This is a genomic window from Acinetobacter defluvii (genome assembly GCF_001704615.3).
Taxonomy (GTDB): Bacteria; Pseudomonadota; Gammaproteobacteria; order Pseudomonadales; family Moraxellaceae; genus Acinetobacter; species Acinetobacter defluvii.
Map to the genome: position 1 here is coordinate 2,665,737 of NZ_CP029397.2, position 17,450 is coordinate 2,683,186.

The following is a 17,450-nucleotide window of genomic DNA, read 5'->3' on the forward strand; positions in this document are numbered from 1 at the left end:
CAGGAGTGGATTCGGTGGCCAAAATTGTTGTCGTTACATCAGGCAAAGGTGGCGTAGGTAAAACTACAACAAGTGCATCTTTTGCAACAGGACTAGCCCTTCGTGGTCATAAAACTGTTGTGATAGATTTTGATGTCGGTCTACGAAACTTAGACTTGATCATGGGTTGTGAGCGTCGTGTCGTTTATGATTTCGTGAATGTTTTAAATAATGAAGCACGTCTGCAACAGGCTTTAATTCGTGATAAAGATATTGAAAATCTTTATATTTTACCTGCTTCACAAACCCGTGATAAAGATGCTTTAACCGATGAAGGTGTAGCACGTGTCATGGATGAGCTTTCACAAGAGTTTGATTATATTATTTGTGACTCACCTGCAGGGATCGAACGTGGTGCGATTTTAGCAATGTACCATGCTGACGAAGCAATTATTGTCACCAATCCTGAGATTTCTTCAGTTCGAGATTCTGACCGTATCATCGGTATGCTTGATAGTAAAACGAAGAAAATCGAAAACAATGAAGGACGTGTTCGCAAGCACTTATGTATCACGCGTTTTAACCCAGAACGTGCTGATAAACAAGAAATGCTGACCATTGACGATATTTCTAAAGACATTTTACGCATTCCGACTTTAGGTGTGATTCCCGAGTGCCCAAGCGTGTTACAAGCATCAAATGAAGGTAAACCCGTTATTCTTTATACAGATGCTAGTGCAGGACAAGCTTATGACGATTTAGTTGCACGTTTCCTGGGCGAAGAGCGTCCATATCGACATATTACTGTTAAGCCTAAAGGTTGGTTAGCGAGATTATTTGGAGCGTAATAATGGCAGGATTTTGGAGTAAGTTATTTAGTGGTGATGAAAAGCCTTCGAGTGCACAAACTGCTAAAGATCGTTTAAAAGTCATTGTTGCATCTGAACAAGGTTTAGGCAAACGTTTGAGTCAAGATAAAATTGACCAAATGAAAAAAGAAATCATGCAGGTGGTTAACCGTTATGTGCGTGGTGTTGATGAACAACACATTCAAATGTCTGTTCGTTCAGAAGCAAATATTGAAATGTTAGAAATGAATATCAATTTACCTGAAGAACGTTAATTTCATTATTGATTAGTCAAGTGAATTGATTCAAGGCAAAATATGAGACTGGATTAACAAAGCATTGCTTTGTCCAGTCGCAAGACGAGAAGCTGTGCTTCGAGTAGACTGGATAAGTAAACTTAAAGCATGGCTTTAAGGCTTTGTCGCAAGACAAGAAGCTATGCTTCGAGTGGGCAGATTGAGCTAAATAAGCTTTTTCTGCCCTATTTTTGCCTTTTTAATATCTAAAATAGAATTTGAGGAGATGCTATTATGGCACTTTCACAGCCAGCAACTTTCAATGAAGAATGGTCAGACGAGCGTGTTTTTGCCTATCTCAATCAACTTCCTCCTGAAGGCGTAAATGCCGATTTTCATGTGCTTTATCACGCTTTTAAACATATGCGTCCAGCAGACTATGAACGTCTATTGGTTCAGTTTAAAGCGGATGGTCGTGATATCAATGCAACCAATCCTGAAGGTCAACGTATTCATGATGTGATCGCACAATTTCCACGTCAAAAAGATGGCTTTTTAGAAGTATTGGCAAAATTTGCTTAAGCTAAACGAGATAAAAAATAAAACCTGCAATTTATGCAGGTTTTTTTATTGAAATAGTTTTAACTACTTGTTCGCAATCAAATAAGCACCAAAAGCTGTAAAAATCCCTCCTGATACACCATCAATCCATTTGGCTGCATTTTGATACGCTGTTTTAAAGCTTGGTAATGAAAATACAAACACGACGAAGCTAAACCACAACAACGTTTCTATACCTATGATCACCCACATCACTGCATGTAAATGATCCAGTTGAGGATTGGCTAAAAACATCGAAAATACACTTCCAAAATAGATCACAGCTTTGGGATTGGATAAATTGGTTAATAAGCCTTTGACAAAAAATCGAATATAACTTTGTGGAAGTTCTATATTGACGGCTTCATTGGGTGATTGATTAACTTTTTGCTTTGAAAATGCGGATTTCAACATTTGAAAACCGAGCCAACACAAATATATTCCACCTAAAATCATCATGATTTGTTTCAGCCAAACAAACTTCTCAAAAATTATATTCAAACCAACCAATGCAAAAAATGCCCACAGCAACACAGCCACGGTAATTCCAAACACCACACACATCGCTTGAGTACGAGAACGGCTAATCGCTGTTTGTGTCACCACAAAAAAGTCTGGACCAGGAGTAATCAAAGCACAAAAATGAATAAAAACTAAGGTACTTAATGCTAACCACATGCTGAACGACCTTGAGGATAAAAAACTATTTTATCTCAAAAAGAGATTTAAGCTAAATTCATGGATTGCGAAATCAATAAATTAATTTTAGAATTTCGTCACAATTTATAATGAAAAATAACATGACAAATTTAAATACAACTTCAATGCTCAACTCCCAACATATTCGAACTGAAGATCGAACACTTTTAAATTTAAATCAATTTATATTGCTTTCAGTACTCTCATTGGGTTTATACAATATTTGGTGGATGTTTAAAACTTGGCGTTTCTTTCTACAAAAAGATCAACTTGATATTCAACCTGCTTTTCGTGCCATTTTTTCAATATTTTTTCTTTATGGGCTTTTTGAAAGAATCCAAAAATATGCACAACAACAAGGCTATTCTAAAAAATTTTCATCAGGTTGGATGTTTTTAGGTGTGATGGTTTTTTCATATTTATCTTATCTACCTGCACCTTATTTCATTTTGTATATTTGTAGTGTGCTTTTTTATATTCCTGCTTTTATGGCACTCAACTACGCCAAACGGCGTACTGAAAATATGGAAACGATTGAGCAAGAAAAATTTACAACCACACACATTATTTTAATGGTTTTTGGAGTAATCATTTGGCTATTGTTACTCCTGTCAATTTATTTAGAACTGACAGGACAATTGCAATGAACCGTAGCACATTGCAACTTGGCATTTGAATTAAACTAAAATTTCTCGTTTACCATTCGGCCCCATACTGCTGACAATCCCCTGTTCTTCCATTTGATCTACAATACGTGCAGCTCGGTTATATCCCAAACTAAACTTACGTTGTAAAGAAGATACAGATACTTTGCGTGTTTCTAGCACAAATGACACACATTGGTCATATAGAGCATCTCGGTTTGGGTCACCATCGCCATCTTCAAAGCCTTTCGAGGTGGGTTCTTCATCGTATGGCGTTAAAATTTCATCCACATAATCTGGATCACCTCGCTCACGCCATGCGTCACAAATTCGATTCACTTCATCGTCTGAAATAAATGCGCCATGCACGCGTTCAGGTTCGATTTTACCTGGTCCTAAAAACAACATGTCACCATGACCAAGTAAGTCCTCTGCACCGCCTGCATCTAAAATGGTACGGGAGTCAATCTTACTATTTACACGTAAAGCCACACGTGTTGGTATATTGGCTTTGATCAAACCCGTAATTACGTCAACTGAAGGGCGTTGTGTTGCAAGCAGCAAATGAATTCCTGCTGCACGAGATTTTTGTGCCAAACGAGTAATCATTTCTTCTGCTTTTTTACCGACTTGCATGATCATATCCGCAAACTCATCGGCAACAATCACAATCGAAGGTAACGGTTGCAAACGTGGCGCACGTTCTTGTGTTGCTGAATCACTAGCTTTCCACGTTGGATCAATCAAATCCTCACCATTGGCAATGGCTTCTTCAACTTTACGGTTATAGTCTGCCAATTTACGAATTTTTAAAAATGACATCAACTTATAACGACGCTCCATCTCATTTACACACCAATTCAACGCACTGACAGCATCCTTCATGTCCGTCACAACCGGTGTTAATAAATGTGGAATATCATTATAGTTGGCAAGTTCCAATTGTTTTGGGTCAATTAAAATTAAACGCAATTGATCAGGAGTATATTTCAAAAGCATAGAGAGAATCATCGAGTTGACTGCGACGGATTTACCAGAACCTGTTGTTCCTGCAACCAACATGTGGGGAGCTTTACCCAAATCAGTAATCACAGGACTACCTGAAATATCTTTCCCCATTGCCATTGAAAGCAAACCAGCAGGGTCTTTGAAAGCTGGCATTTCCAATAATTCAATCAAGCGCACCATTTCACGGGCGCTGTTCGGCACTTCGATGCCGATATAAGGTTTGCCAGGAATAACCTCGACCACACGCACTGATGCCATTGACATAGAACGTGCCAAATCTCGTGAAATATTCGTCACTTTAGAGGCTTTTACACCTGGTGCTAAATCTAGCTCAAAGCGTGTGACAACTGGACCTGGTTGCGCCTCAATCACTTTCGCTTTGATATTAAATTCTTGTAATTTGATCTCTAATAACTCAGATAAACGAGCCAACTGCTCAGCGGTATAATTTACTTTTTTATTCGGATCAACTTTGTCTAATAATTCATAACCTGGCAAGGTTGGTAAATCTTTACGCTTCTGTGCCACTTGCATAGCACGTGACATAGGACGACCAAAAGCATCTGTCAGAGGCGCATCAAGATCAAATTCCTCCTCTAGCTCTTCATCGACAGGTTTACCTGCTGTTTCTTGCCAAGCTTCTCTAAATGCATCTTTATTTGAAGAAATACGTGATTTTTCTTCATCTGATACTGTTGAAGTCATTAAATGAGTTTGAATTTCAGCCTTAACCAAAGGTGAGGATTGTGCATAACTGCTGGTTGTACGAACCTCTGTCTGAATAAGAGGCTCCTCTACAGACACATCAGCAAGATGTGCCAGATTATCTAATTCCGCAGCTAAATTATGTGCATTTTGGTTGCTCACTGTATGATTTTCAGAGGTTATAGCAACTTGATCAAACTCTGAAAAATGCGTAGCTGAATTTTCTGCTGCGGTTTGACTAAATGGGCGATGTACATCGGTTGCAATCTGATCACTTGGAACAACTGCCAATAAATCATCAAAGACTTGATCATCATCCCAATCCAAGTCTTTAGTATCATGCGTTGACTGTTTAAAAGTCGTGGTATTTTGTGCTGTATGAATGGTGGGATTGATGCTCTCAGACTGAGTGTTTAAAGTAATTTGATCATCTTCTGATGCACGTAGCAAAGCATCAATATCTCGATTATGATCTTGATTTTGATCTAACGGCTTCCAAACCTCGCCAGTAGGAACAAATCTTTTACTTTCTTGTTCTAAACGGTGTGCTTTGGCTAAAGTTTTTTCTAGCTCTTCATCATCAATTTCATTTTCAACCAATAAAGTGTGTTGAACTTGCTGCTGTTGATCCACCATATCCTCAAACAAACGTTCTGCTGCTTGCTCATGTTTGCTTGCTAACGGCGATTTGCTGGCATTCATTTCTGCAACAACTTCAGTATGCTCTTGTTGTTGATTATTTTCTTTCTTTTTAGATTTTAGGACGGGTTTGGCGGTTGCGGTTAAATCATAAGCAGATTCACTTTCAGGTACATTTTTATAGAATAAATCCTGTAAATACGCAGGAGTTGCTTTTAGGGTCGCCCATGTTTTATTCCACTGAATGCCAAAAGCCAAGGTACATAAAACACCCAGCAATAACAATAAAAACGCACATGCACCATAAATGGTCAGTAATTGGGATAAACTTTCCCCCAGTTCATAACCAATGATGCCGCCTGAAGCATTATCTAACGTATCCGCTGGGACATTCCACAGCAAATACAATAAACTTGCAGTGGTCAATAAAATAAAAAATTGCGCAGCATAACGAAAAGGACGATTCAAAAAGCTTCTTGGCCACCAAACTTGTATGGCTTCAGCAAATAAATAAAATGGAATAAGTAAGCTTGCCCATCCTAAAAAGCCAAAAAGTAAATCTGCAATCCATGCCCCCGCCACACCACTGGCATTTGATACCTGTTGTGTATCACTTGAAATATGCATCCAGCCTGGGTCAAAAGGCGTATAGGTCACTGTTGCCAAAAACAGATATATCCCAAATGAAATCAAGAATAAGGTTAATACCAATCGCTGTGGGTAAACACTTGACACCGCAGTCATATACTGTCCTGTAACCAATGAATCATCAATGTTCTTTTATTGAAGCGTAGCGCTATCTTTAAAGAAGAAATCTTTATATTATGCACCTGTTCTTACAAAAAAGATGCAAGATTGTTGCAGTATGTTGTTAACTTATTTGTATATATTCGGTATATGGTTCAATTCGATTTAGATCATCAATTTTATCGACATTAAACCACCCCAATCCGACTAAACTTTCACGTATAATTTTAACAGATTCTATATTTTCTGATATAAAAAGGAAGGCATAAATGAGCGCTCGTCACTCACGTTTAATTATTTTAGGTTCTGGTCCTGCGGGTTATAGTGCTGCTGTTTATGCTGCTCGTGCTAATTTAAAACCCACGTTAATTGCGGGTATGCAATTGGGTGGTCAACTCACCACAACCACTGAAGTAGATAATTGGCCAGGCGATCCAGAAGGTTTAACAGGTCCTGCCTTAATGGAGCGTATGCAAGCCCATGCTGAACGTTTTGGTACAGAGATTTTATATGACCATATTAATGAAGTGGATTTAAAAGTTCGCCCATTCGTCCTAAAAGGCGATATGGAAGAATACACCTGTGATGCTTTAATTATTGCAACAGGTGCAACAGCACAGTATTTAGGTTTAGAGTCTGAACAAGCTTTTATGGGACAAGGCGTCAGTGCATGTGCAACCTGTGATGGTTTCTTCTACAAAAACCAAAATGTCATGGTGGTCGGTGGTGGTAATACTGCTGTTGAAGAAGCATTATATTTATCAAATATTGCATCTCATGTTACTTTGGTGCATCGTCGCGACAAATTGCGTTCTGAAAAAATTCTACAAGACCATCTGTTTGAAAAAGAAAAAGAAGGTAAAATTAGCATCATTTGGAATCATGCCGTTGAAGAAGTATTGGGCGATGACGCTTCTGGAGTAACGTCTGTACGCTTAAAATCAACCCAAGACAATTCTACTCAAGAAGTGGCTGTCACAGGTTTATTCGTAGCCATTGGTCATAAACCAAACACAGCCATGTTTGACGGTCAGCTTGAACTTCGCAATGGTTATATCCAAGTACACAGTGGTACAGCAGGCAATGCAACAGCAACCTCTGTAGCAGGTGTATTTGCTGCAGGTGATGTAGCAGATGATGTATATCGTCAAGCGATTACATCTGCAGGTTCTGGCTGTATGGCAGCATTGGATGCAGATCGTTATTTAGACAGTTTAGAAAAGTAATTTTCAAAGCTTAGAAAACCGCCAATACTGGCGGTTTTTTATTCATAAGCAATTGAGTATTTTAAGCTATTCATTTTTTATTTTTACAGACAAATACCTCATTCATAGATAAAAATTAATATTGCTTTTTAATACTCATTTGTTGCATCTTAATAGAACTTTTATACGATTCATTCTCACAATAATTTTTTATTAAAATTGCATTTTAAAGGCTAAAAAAATGAGCAACACTTGGACAGATGGTTACCAAACTGAAGTGAATTATACTTACGGTTATTACAAAGATTTAAGTCCGAATTATCAAAAATTTTGCTTATTACTCAATGGCGTAGATAGCCCAATTTCTAATGAATCACATTTACATTGTGAATTGGGTTTTGGGCAAGGGGTTAGTCTAAATATTCATGCTGCTTCCAACTTAGGCTTATTTATCGGCACAGATTTTAATCCTGCACACGCAGCACATGCCACCATGCTTGCAGAACAGAGTCATACACCACATCAATTTTATGATGCCAGTTTTGAAGAGTTATTAAATAAAGACTTACCAATGTTAGATTCTATTAGCTTACATGGGATCTGGAGTTGGATTAGTCATGAAAATCAACACATTATTTTAAAATTTATTCGTAAATACCTAAAACCGAATGGTATCGTGTATATCAGTTATAATTGTCTGACAGGCTGGGCAGCCAATATGCCGATTCGTGAACTGTTCCATAGCCATTTTAAATTTAACAGCACCAGTACCAATCCCATTCAAAAAGTAAAAGATTCTTTGACATTCAGTGAGGCATTATTGGCACAAAATCCAAATTTTGCTAAACGTAATCCAAATGCTTTAAATAAAGTTCAAGATTTACAAAAACAAAATCCGAATTATTTAATTCATGAATACCTCAACCAAGATTGGCAATGTTTTTCATTTCAACAAGTTGTGCGTATTTTAGAAGATGTCAAACTCACTTATGCAGGTTCAACCGATTTAAATACACATTTAGATAACATCAACTTTTCTGAGGAACATCAGCAGTTTTTAAATCAAATCGAACATCCGATTTTTAAAGAACAATGTCGTGATTATTTTGCGAATACCCAATTTAGACGTGATTTATTTATTCGTGGTAAAAACACCTTAACACCTTTACAAACTCAGGAACGTTTGCGAAATACTGCTTTTGTGATTTTAACTGCGCCTGAAAATTTCCCTAAAACGATTTCTGGGTATTTAGGTGAATTTAATTTAATTCAAGATGTGTATGAACCGCTTGGCAAGTTTTTCAAACAAGAAAATTATGCACCACAAACCATTGCCAATATAGAAAAACAACTGCCTGGTCAATCCTATGCTAAGATCTTAAATGCTTTGGTGATTTTATGTCATCTAGGTTTAGCGCAACCTTGTCAAGCAGAAACTTCACAAGAAATGCTTGACCATGCACATCAGTTGAATCGTTTTATTCTTGAACAAGCCAGCTTTCATAACAACTATCAAGTCTTAGCTTGTCCGATTTCGGGTATAGGTTTAAGCACAGACCAATTTACGCAATTGTTTTATCGTGCACATTTTATGGATGGTCTAAAAACTGCACAACAATTTGCTGAATATGTCCAAAATGTTTTAGATCAACTCAGTTGGTTTGTGGTCGATCAAGGTACAACCATTCAAGATAAAACGCTAAGCTTGAATTTTTTACAGCATAAAGCTCAAGTATTTTTAGATAGCGATTTAATCAAAATTGCCAAACAATTAAAATTATTTGCCTAAACGCTTGCTATACGCTAAAGAAAAAGATCAGCTAATATAAAGCTGATCTTTTTTTAAATTAATGTCTATGTTAATTCCATCAAAATTTGTTTTTCCAGATCCAGTACAAACAGATCCTGAAGGTGAAGGACTGATTTGTATCGGTGCTGACTTACACCCTTCTACTTTGTTTGAAGCCTATTCACGTGGCTTATTCCCTTGGTTTTCTGAAGGTGATCCGATTTGTTGGTGGAGTCCTGAACCGCGCTGTATTATTCGGCCACTCGACTATCATCCTAGTAAGTCATTAATTCGTAATATGAAAAAGCTGGATTATAAAATCACGATTAACCAAGCTTTTGATCAAGTTATTCGTGCTTGCTCCCTACCTCGTAGTTATGCGGATGAAACATGGATTTCTGAAGGCATCATTCAAGGCTATTGTGCGTTATTTCAAGAAGGTTATGCTTACAGTGTTGAAGTTTGGGATCAAGAAAAACTAGTCGGTGGCTTGTATGGCGTAACCATAGGACATGGTTGCTTTGGTGAATCTATGTTTAGCACACAAACTGACGTGTCTAAAATGGCTTTTTATACGCTGATGTTACTTGGACGAGAAAATCAACTGCCTTGGATTGACTGCCAATTGGTCAATGATCACCTACTTCGCTTAGGTGCATGTACACTTTCTCGCCAAACATACTTAAAATCGTTACAAGATGTAATTAAACACCCTGCTATAGATTGGAAAAGCTATCAAGAACGTGTATTTTCAAGTAAAACAATAGCACTTACTGCAAAACTTATGGACTGAAAAATAACTGGATAGGAAAACCAAGAGGGGCATCTCGTTATGAACTCATATCATCCAAAGTCCCATTTGAATGACTTACAATATTATATAACCCCACCGCACGACTGTAGCTACTTAGAAAATAAATCAGCACGGATGGTTTTCTTAGACCCTGCACATCGTATTAATGTGGTGACTTTATCAGAACTATCACGTATGGGGTTTCGCCGTAGTGGTGATTTTGTATATCGCCCAGAATGTCATTTGTGTCGCCAGTGTTTGTCCTGCCGTGTCCCTGTAAAAGAATTTGAAATGAACAGTTCGCAAAAAAAAGCATGGAAACGTAATCAAGACTTAGAGATAAGAATTACCTCTACACAAAATGCAAGCATTACCCATTACAAGCTGTACGAACGCTATATTAATGAACGCCATGCGGATGGCGACATGTTTCCACCCAGTTATGATCAATTTGAAAAATTTTTAATTCATAGTTGTAGTGATAGCTTTTTTTTAGAACTATGGAAAGACAATCGTCTAATTTGTGTTTCTACGTGTGACAACCTTGATGATGGCGTTTCGGCAGTTTATACCTTCTTTGATCCTGATGAAAGTCGTCGTTCTCTCGGTGTTTTTGCAATTTTAAAACAGATTGAATATGTTAAGTCTTTGCAACAAAACTATGTTTACTTAGGCTATTGGGTTCCACACTCTGCAAAAATGAATTATAAATCACAATACGCACCTTTTGAGTTATTATTAGATGGACAATGGCGTCATATTAGTCGACATCTAGATCAAGAAGAAATTAAAAAACTAGGCGATATGCTCATGACCACCCTTCCCTCAGAATGGAATGAACCAATTATAAAATAAAATATTTACTTTATTATTTAAACAGTTGTGAAAAATCCTCAGCACAGGTTTTCACCATGATAATGGCATGTTCTCGACTACCATCTTTATTTGGATAATAATTTTTACGCAGGTCAATTTGATGAAAGTCAGATTTTTCATACAAAGCTATTGCAGCGTGATTCGACTCACGTACTTCTAAAAAAATTTGGATCGGTTTATTTTTTAATAATTGAATAGATTCTGCTAAAAGTTGATAGCCAAAACCTTGACCTTGATGCTGAGGATGAACTGCCATTAAGAGTAAATTCGCTTCATCCAAAACAGGCTGTAAAATACAAAAAGCGACAACTTCACCTTGCTTCTCAAATACTGTACTTTGATAACTTTCAATCGCTTCCTGAAATTGATGATGTGTCCAAGGGTGAGATTGAACTAAATTTTCAATCTCAGAAACAGTCTTTAAGTCAGCTGTTTGCATCAAGCGAATCATCTGTGTTCATCATATTTTCAAGTAAAAAGCGAATTATAAGAGTTTATCTATAGAAGTCTAATAAAAAAGGAAAATTTATAAAAATCTTCCTTTTATTTTTAATACCTTAGTTTAAAAACCTAATTTCGCCTTCCATGTTTCTAATAACTCTTGGGTATCCAAATCATTTGGGTGAAAGCCTGGTTTAAAATACATCAACATTTCTTTGGCCATACCAGCAATAATCCCTTTTGATGGGCTGTAAGCATATTTGTAGATAGAACCTAACTCTTTCATATTTATTTTATTATCAGCTTTTAAAAGTTTATAAACGAATGAGGATTGCTCAAGAAGAATCAACCCCATCGCTACTACTAAAGCGGTATTGCGTAGTGCATACGATTTTACGCCACGTCCAAAAACTTCTTCATATACATCATATGCTACTGCTTTATGCTCATTTTCTTCAATCGCATGCCACAACCACAAATACTTCATGGTTTCATCTGTCATCAACTCCTGAATATGAGGATTACGCAATAATTCAGAAGCGATTGTTGCAGTAAAATGTTCCAAAGCTGTAGTTGCTGTTAAATCTACCATTTCCTGTGTCATACCAAATGGTTTAACAACTTTACCAAAAACCTTACGCGCACCCTGAATAAGCCAGTCAGTATGTTGCTCTAAACTTTTAACATCATGACCATATTTTTGTGCTGACTGGTTAAAGCCTACATGCTCTTGAGTATGCATCGCTTCTTGGCCAATAAAAGCACTGATTTCTTTTTGTAATGCTTCATTATCTTTAATTTCAGGGTAATGACGCACTGCACGCACAGAGTCAATAAATAACTTTTCACCCGCTGGAAATAATGCTGATAAAGCTGTCATAAAATGAGTCAAACCTGCCGATCCATTCATCCAATATTCAGGAACATTTTCAAAATTAAAATTCATGCGACGAACAGGGAAAGTAGCACCTGCTCTATTGGAGATATTTACTTTGGCATTCATTACACTTACTCCTAAATGGTGTTCTCACACCAAAAACTTATGTTTGTTTTTCTACATTTTTATATTACGACTTTATGAAGTATAGATAAGTGCAAATAAGGTCATACAAATATCAGTTTAGGACATGAGGAGTAATAAAGCACTGCTTTATTACGACGCAAGGGAATAAAGCCCCCTAGTTAATTACGCCACAAGGAGATAAAACAACAACCTAATACAGCGCAATGGAATGAATTAGCTAGTTAATTAGGATATAAAGAAATGAAGTATCAACTTGGTTATGATGCAAGATAAAACTAGGATAAGTAAATGAAGATAATTGAAATTTATTTAGTGATCAAACTTTTAAAATAACCACTACATTATTTTAATAATGAGTATATTTTTCTCTTGATCACATTTGAACTGATCAAAAATGACTACTCAAAAATATCGACATAAAAAAAGCGCCCCAAAGGAACGCTCTTTTACACAATAAAGTGATTATGCAGTAACTTTAGAAACTACACCAGCACCTACTGTACGACCACCTTCACGAATCGCGAAACGTAGACCTGGGTCCATTGCGATTGGATGGATCAATTCTACTGACATTTCTACGTTGTCACCTGGCATTACCATTTCAACGCCTTCTTTCAACTGGATCGCACCAGTTACGTCAGTTGTACGGAAATAGAATTGTGGACGGTAACCGTTAAGGAATGGTGTATGGCGACCACCTTCGTCTTTAGAAAGTACATATACTTCTGCGTCGAATTTAGTATGTGGTTTGATAGAACCTGGTTTAGCCAATACTTGACCACGTTGTACGTCTTCACGTTTAGTACCACGTAGAAGAATACCACAGTTCTCACCCGCACGACCTTCATCAAGAAGTTTACGGAACATTTCAACGCCAGTTACAGTTGTTTTAACTGTGTCTTTGATACCTACGATTTCAACTTCTTCGCCTACTTTCACGATACCTGATTCAACACGACCAGTGACTACTGTACCACGACCAGAGATAGAGAATACGTCTTCAATTGGCATTAAGAATGCTTTATCGATTGCGCGTTCTGGTTCTGGGATGTAAGTATCAAGTGCTTCAACAAGTTGAAGAACAGCTGGAACACCGTATTGACCGTCTTCACCGTTAAGTGCAGCTAAAGCTGAACCACGGATCACCGGAGTATCATCACCTGGGAAGTCATAAGTAGAAAGAAGTTCACGAACTTCCATTTCAACCAATTCGATTAACTCTTCATCATCAACGATGTCACATTTGTTTAAGAAAACAATAATGTAAGGTACACCTACTTGACGAGAAAGAAGGATGTGTTCACGAGTTTGTGGCATTGGACCATCAGTCGCTGAACATACAAGGATCGCGCCATCCATTTGAGCAGCACCTGTGATCATGTTTTTAACATAATCGGCGTGTCCTGGGCAGTCTACGTGTGCATAGTGACGGATTGGAGAGTCGTATTCTACGTGAGACGTATTAATTGTAATACCACGTGCTTTTTCTTCTGGTGCAGAATCAATTGCAGCGTAGTCTTTCGCTTCACCACCAAAAGTTTTTGCACATACAGTTGCAATTGCAGCTGTTAAAGTTGTTTTACCATGGTCAACGTGACCGATTGTGCCCACGTTTACGTGTGGCTTATTACGTTCAAACTTAGCCTTAGCCATGAGTTCTTCCTTTTTAAACTACTCATGCAGGGTCACTACATGAGCACTTGGTTTTTTAACTATGTATTAGTTGGGCTTATAGTAATCGAAAGATTACTCGTCGTCACCTTTTTTACCACCATTTTGGAATTTAGAAATGATGCCTTCAGCCACGTTACGTGGAGTTTCAGCATATTTAGCAAATTCCATAGAATAAGTCGCACGACCTTGAGACATAGAACGCATTTGAGTTGCGTAACCAAACATCTCAGCAAGTGGAACTTCAGCACGAATCGCTTTAGTACCACCAGGTAAATCGTCCATACCTTGAACCATACCACGGCGACGGTTTAAGTCACCCATGATGTCGCCCATGTAGTCTTCTGGCGTTTCTACTTCTACTTTCATGATTGGTTCAAGAAGGATAGGATCCGCTTTCATGAAACCATCACGGAAGGCATAAGAACCAGCCATTTTGAACGATAATTCGTCAGAGTCGACATCGTGGTAAGAACCGTCGAATAATGTCGCTTTGATGCCTACAACTGGGTAACCAGCAAGGACACCATTCTTCATACGCTCTTGAATACCTTTGTCAACCGCACCAAAGAATTCTTTAGGTACTACACCACCAACAACTTCTTCAGCGAACTCGTAATCTTTACCAGCATCTTCAGCAAGTGGTTCTAAACGTACGTATACGTGACCAAATTTACCTTTACCACCAGTTTGACGTACGAATTTACCTTCTTGTTCAACCGATTTTTTAATCGTTTCACGGTAAGAAACCATTGGTTTACCAATGTTTGCTTCTACACCGAATTCACGCTTCATACGGTCAACAATGATGTCAAGGTGAAGCTCTCCCATACCCGCAATAATCGTTTGACCAGATTCTTCATCTGTACGAACGCGGAATGATGGATCTTCTTTCGCCAAACGACCTAAAGCAACTGACATTTTTTCTTGGTCAGCTTTAGTTTTAGGTTCAACTGCAAGTGCAATTACTGGCTCTGGGAATTCCATACGCTCTAGTGTAATTACGTGGTTTTCATCACATAATGTATCACCAGTGGTTGTATCTTTAAGACCTACACACGCTGCGATATCACCTGCACGAATTTCTTCGATGTCGTGACGATCGTTAGCATGCATCTGTACGATACGACCAATACGCTCACGTTTCATTTTCACAGGGTTGTAAACAGGGCTACCTGCTTGAAGAACACCTGAATAAACACGTACGAACGTTAAGTTACCAACGAATTTATCGTTCATGATTTTGAACGCTAACGCAGAGAATGGTGCTTCATCAGACGCTTCACGAGAACCTTCAGTTTCGTCTTTGTCGTCAAGAATACCTTTGATCGCTTCAACGTCAGTTGGTGCTGGTAAGAATTCAATCACAGCATCCAACATACGTTGAACACCTTTGTTTTTGAATGCAGAACCACACATCATTGGCTGAATTTCGTTTGCCAAAGTACGTGTGCGTAGACCACCAACAATCTCTTCTTTCGTAAGATCGCCTTCTTCTAGGTATTTATCCATGAGTTCTTCTGATGCTTCTGCAGCAGCTTCAACCATGTTAGTACGCCATTCTTGCGCTAATTCTACTAAGTCAGCAGGGATCTCACCGTATTCAAACTTCATACCTTGAGATGCTTCATCCCAGATAATCGCTTTCATTTCGATTAGGTCAACAACACCTTGGAAGTTTTCTTCAGCGCCAACTGGAATAACGATCGGCACTGGGTTTGCGCCCAAGCGAGTTTTCATTTGTTCTACAGCACGGAAGAAGTTCGCACCAGTACGGTCCATTTTGTTTACGAACGCAATACGTGGAACTTTATATTTGTTTGCTTGACGCCATACAGTTTCAGACTGAGGTTGAACACCACCTACCGCACAGTAAACCATGCACGCACCATCAAGAACACGCATAGAACGTTCAACTTCGATCGTGAAGTCTACGTGTCCTGGGGTGTCAATAACGTTGATACGGTGTTGATCGAACTGGTTACCCATACCAGACCAGAAGCATGTTACTGCTGCTGAAGTAATGGTAATACCACGTTCTTGTTCCTGTTCCATCCAGTCAGTAGTTGCCGAACCTTCGTGAGTTTCACCAAGTTTGTGGCTTTGACCTGTGTAAAACAAAATACGTTCTGAAGTTGTTGTTTTACCCGCATCAATGTGTGCAGAGATACCAATGTTACGGTAACGAGAAATTGGGGTTTGACGAGCCATGATTTCTAGCATTCCTAAATTTTGTTGTTTAAAACAGGACGCATCAATAAGTATTGATGCGTACGGATACTTAATACGAATTTAAGGACAACTTAAATTCCCGCCCATCCCCCACTTTGGTAGAGGGCGATGTTAAATCGTGCTGTAATTCGCATAAGTATTCTCCTGATTAGGGACTGTTTTAGCCGCTTAGAAGCGGTAGTGAGAGAAGGCTTTGTTGGCTTCAGCCATACGATGCACATCTTCACGTTTTTTGATCGCTGCGCCTTTACCTTCAGCTGCATCAAGCAACTCACCAGCAAGACGTAAAGCCATAGTTTTTTCAGAACGCTTAGCAGCAGCATCTACTAACCAACGCATCGCTAAGGCAGTACGACGGGATGGGCGTACTTCCATAGGAACTTGATATGTAGCACCACCAACACGGCGTGCTTTTACTTCGACCATAGGACGAACTTTTTCAAGAGTAGTCTCGAAAAATTCAACTGGGTCTACTTTGTTTTTTTCTTGAACGCGGTCTAAAGCACCGTAAACGATACTTTCAGCAATAGATTTTTTACCATCTTGCATTACATGGTTCATGAATTTAGCGATTGTTTGGCTGCTGAACTTAGGATCCGGAAGGATTTCACGAGCAGCGACTACGCGACGTCTTGGCATTTTAAACTACCTATAAATATGACACTTCAGGTTAATCCAGCATGAGCACCAAGTGTCAGGTGCATTCGCTGGCCTTACTACACGTCGCTTGAATTTCACAAATTTAAATGCAGAAATCAGACAAGCGAGACGATAAAGGATTGCGGTTTGCGATCTTAAGATTTAATTCTTAAAGAATTATTTCTTAGGACGTTTAGCACCGTATTTAGAACGTGATTGGTTACGATCTTTCACACCAGCACAGTCTAAAGAACCACGAACGGTATGGTAACGTACACCTGGTAAGTCTTTAACACGACCACCACGGATAAGAACAACACTGTGCTCTTGTAGGTTATGACCTTCACCACCGATGTAGCTAGAAACTTCGAAACCTGAAGTTAAACGCACACGGCAAACTTTACGCATTGCTGAGTTAGGTTTTTTAGGTGTAGTTGTATAAACACGTGTACAAACACCACGACGTTGTGGACAAGCCTTCAACGCAGGAACTTTAGATTTTTCAACTAAAGTTGTGCGACCCTTACGGATCAACTGATTTGTTGTTGCCATATGGCAATTCTCCCGTTAATAAAAAGCCTCAAAAAATTACCACTTTTTGAGGGCATGCAATTGTAAGTCAAGATGCAAAAATGGTCAACATTCGACACTTATCAAATATTGACCATCTGTGTA

16 protein-coding genes are annotated in these 17,450 nt (G+C 38.5%); 8 read left to right on the plus strand and 8 right to left on the minus strand.

The features are described 5' to 3' along the window. The first annotated feature begins 14 nt into the window (after positions 1-14). The 3 genes from minD to DJ533_RS15235 all read left to right on the plus strand — a co-directional run bounded on the left by minD (position 15) and on the right by DJ533_RS15235 (position 1,645). Complete coding sequence (minD, locus tag DJ533_RS15225; protein WP_065994257.1) at positions 15-827, plus strand: septum site-determining protein MinD; 813 nt, start codon at positions 15-17, stop codon at positions 825-827. Between the two features lie 2 nt (positions 828-829). Further along, positions 830-1,102, plus strand: a complete 273-nt coding sequence (minE, locus tag DJ533_RS15230) for a cell division topological specificity factor MinE (protein WP_065994241.1) — start codon at positions 830-832, stop codon at positions 1,100-1,102. A gap of 255 nt (positions 1,103-1,357) precedes the next feature. After that, a complete protein-coding gene (locus tag DJ533_RS15235) occupies positions 1,358-1,645 on the plus strand; it encodes a PA4642 family protein (protein ID WP_065994242.1) in 288 nt (95 codons plus the stop codon). 63 nt (positions 1,646-1,708) lie between these two features. Here DJ533_RS15235 and DJ533_RS15240 read toward each other — a convergent pair whose 3' ends face one another. After that, positions 1,709-2,341 (minus strand): LysE family transporter, encoded by a 633-nt coding sequence (locus tag DJ533_RS15240; protein WP_065994243.1) that lies wholly within the window; start codon positions 2,339-2,341, stop codon positions 1,709-1,711. Positions 2,342-2,463: 122 nt separating this feature from the next. On the opposite strand from DJ533_RS15240, the gene DJ533_RS15245 reads away from it, so the two are divergent. Next, a complete protein-coding gene (locus DJ533_RS15245; protein ID WP_228716489.1) occupies positions 2,464-3,009 on the plus strand; it encodes a hypothetical protein in 546 nt (181 codons plus the stop codon). 30 nt (positions 3,010-3,039) lie between these two features. Here DJ533_RS15245 and DJ533_RS15250 read toward each other — a convergent pair whose 3' ends face one another. Further along, a complete protein-coding gene (locus DJ533_RS15250) occupies positions 3,040-6,102 on the minus strand; it encodes a DNA translocase FtsK (RefSeq protein WP_065994245.1) in 3,063 nt (1,020 codons plus the stop codon). 272 nt (positions 6,103-6,374) lie between these two features. Between DJ533_RS15250 and trxB the strand changes: the two genes are divergently transcribed. From trxB to DJ533_RS15270, 4 genes are all read left to right on the plus strand, one after another. Continuing rightward, entirely contained in the window at positions 6,375-7,331 is a 957-nt protein-coding gene (gene trxB / locus DJ533_RS15255; protein WP_065994246.1) for a thioredoxin-disulfide reductase, read from the plus strand. Between the two features lie 220 nt (positions 7,332-7,551). Further along, complete coding sequence (locus tag DJ533_RS15260) at positions 7,552-9,099, plus strand: class I SAM-dependent methyltransferase (RefSeq protein WP_065994247.1); 1,548 nt, start codon at positions 7,552-7,554, stop codon at positions 9,097-9,099. A 61-nt stretch (positions 9,100-9,160) separates the two neighbouring features. Next, positions 9,161-9,892 carry a leucyl/phenylalanyl-tRNA--protein transferase gene (gene aat, locus DJ533_RS15265; RefSeq protein ID WP_065994248.1) on the plus strand — a complete coding sequence of 244 codons (732 nt, stop codon included), beginning with the start codon at positions 9,161-9,163 and terminating at the stop codon, positions 9,890-9,892. A 39-nt stretch (positions 9,893-9,931) separates the two neighbouring features. Then, positions 9,932-10,747 (plus strand): arginyltransferase, encoded by an 816-nt coding sequence (locus tag DJ533_RS15270; protein WP_065994249.1) that lies wholly within the window; start codon positions 9,932-9,934, stop codon positions 10,745-10,747. Positions 10,748-10,760: 13 nt separating this feature from the next. On the opposite strand, the gene rimI is transcribed toward DJ533_RS15270, so the two are convergent. The 6 genes from rimI to rpsL all read right to left on the minus strand — a co-directional run bounded on the left by rimI (position 10,761) and on the right by rpsL (position 17,327). Next, on the minus strand, positions 10,761-11,219 hold the full coding sequence (gene rimI, locus DJ533_RS15275; RefSeq protein WP_065994250.1) for a ribosomal protein S18-alanine N-acetyltransferase: 459 nt from the start codon (positions 11,217-11,219) through the stop codon (positions 10,761-10,763). A gap of 111 nt (positions 11,220-11,330) precedes the next feature. Continuing rightward, positions 11,331-12,212: a metal-dependent hydrolase gene (locus DJ533_RS15280; RefSeq protein ID WP_065994251.1), complete on the minus strand. Its 882-nt coding sequence runs from the start codon at positions 12,210-12,212 to the stop codon at positions 11,331-11,333. 483 nt (positions 12,213-12,695) lie between these two features. Then, on the minus strand, positions 12,696-13,886 hold the full coding sequence (gene tuf / locus DJ533_RS15285) for an elongation factor Tu (protein WP_065995613.1): 1,191 nt from the start codon (positions 13,884-13,886) through the stop codon (positions 12,696-12,698). A gap of 93 nt (positions 13,887-13,979) precedes the next feature. Further along, complete coding sequence (fusA, locus tag DJ533_RS15290) at positions 13,980-16,115, minus strand: elongation factor G (RefSeq protein ID WP_065994464.1); 2,136 nt, start codon at positions 16,113-16,115, stop codon at positions 13,980-13,982. A 189-nt stretch (positions 16,116-16,304) separates the two neighbouring features. Next, the gene (gene rpsG / locus DJ533_RS15295; RefSeq protein WP_004655203.1) at positions 16,305-16,775 is read right to left on the minus strand and encodes a 30S ribosomal protein S7; all 471 of its coding nucleotides are present in this window, start codon (positions 16,773-16,775) and stop codon (positions 16,305-16,307) included. Between the two features lie 177 nt (positions 16,776-16,952). Continuing rightward, positions 16,953-17,327 (minus strand): 30S ribosomal protein S12, encoded by a 375-nt coding sequence (gene rpsL / locus DJ533_RS15300; protein WP_000246374.1) that lies wholly within the window; start codon positions 17,325-17,327, stop codon positions 16,953-16,955. Between the last annotated feature and the right edge of the window lie 123 nt (positions 17,328-17,450).

Coding starts and splice junctions, on each gene's coding strand:
- minE (WP_065994241.1), top strand. CDS start 830: ATGGCAGGATTTTGGAGTAAGTTATTTAGTGGTGATGAAAAGCCTTCG.
- DJ533_RS15235 (WP_065994242.1), top strand. CDS start 1,358: ATGGCACTTTCACAGCCAGCAACTTTCAATGAAGAATGGTCAGACGAG.
- DJ533_RS15240 (WP_065994243.1), bottom strand. CDS start 2,341: ATGTGGTTAGCATTAAGTACCTTAGTTTTTATTCATTTTTGTGCTTTG.
- DJ533_RS15245 (WP_228716489.1), top strand. CDS start 2,464: ATGACAAATTTAAATACAACTTCAATGCTCAACTCCCAACATATTCGA.
- DJ533_RS15250 (WP_065994245.1), bottom strand. CDS start 6,102: ATGACTGCGGTGTCAAGTGTTTACCCACAGCGATTGGTATTAACCTTA.
- trxB (WP_065994246.1), top strand. CDS start 6,375: ATGAGCGCTCGTCACTCACGTTTAATTATTTTAGGTTCTGGTCCTGCG.
- DJ533_RS15260 (WP_065994247.1), top strand. CDS start 7,552: ATGAGCAACACTTGGACAGATGGTTACCAAACTGAAGTGAATTATACT.
- aat (WP_065994248.1), top strand. CDS start 9,161: ATGTCTATGTTAATTCCATCAAAATTTGTTTTTCCAGATCCAGTACAA.
- DJ533_RS15270 (WP_065994249.1), top strand. CDS start 9,932: ATGAACTCATATCATCCAAAGTCCCATTTGAATGACTTACAATATTAT.
- rimI (WP_065994250.1), bottom strand. CDS start 11,219: ATGATTCGCTTGATGCAAACAGCTGACTTAAAGACTGTTTCTGAGATT.
- DJ533_RS15280 (WP_065994251.1), bottom strand. CDS start 12,212: ATGAATGCCAAAGTAAATATCTCCAATAGAGCAGGTGCTACTTTCCCT.
- tuf (WP_065995613.1), bottom strand. CDS start 13,886: ATGGCTAAGGCTAAGTTTGAACGTAATAAGCCACACGTAAACGTGGGC.
- fusA (WP_065994464.1), bottom strand. CDS start 16,115: ATGGCTCGTCAAACCCCAATTTCTCGTTACCGTAACATTGGTATCTCT.
- rpsG (WP_004655203.1), bottom strand. CDS start 16,775: ATGCCAAGACGTCGCGTAGTCGCTGCTCGTGAAATCCTTCCGGATCCT.
- rpsL (WP_000246374.1), bottom strand. CDS start 17,327: ATGGCAACAACAAATCAGTTGATCCGTAAGGGTCGCACAACTTTAGTT.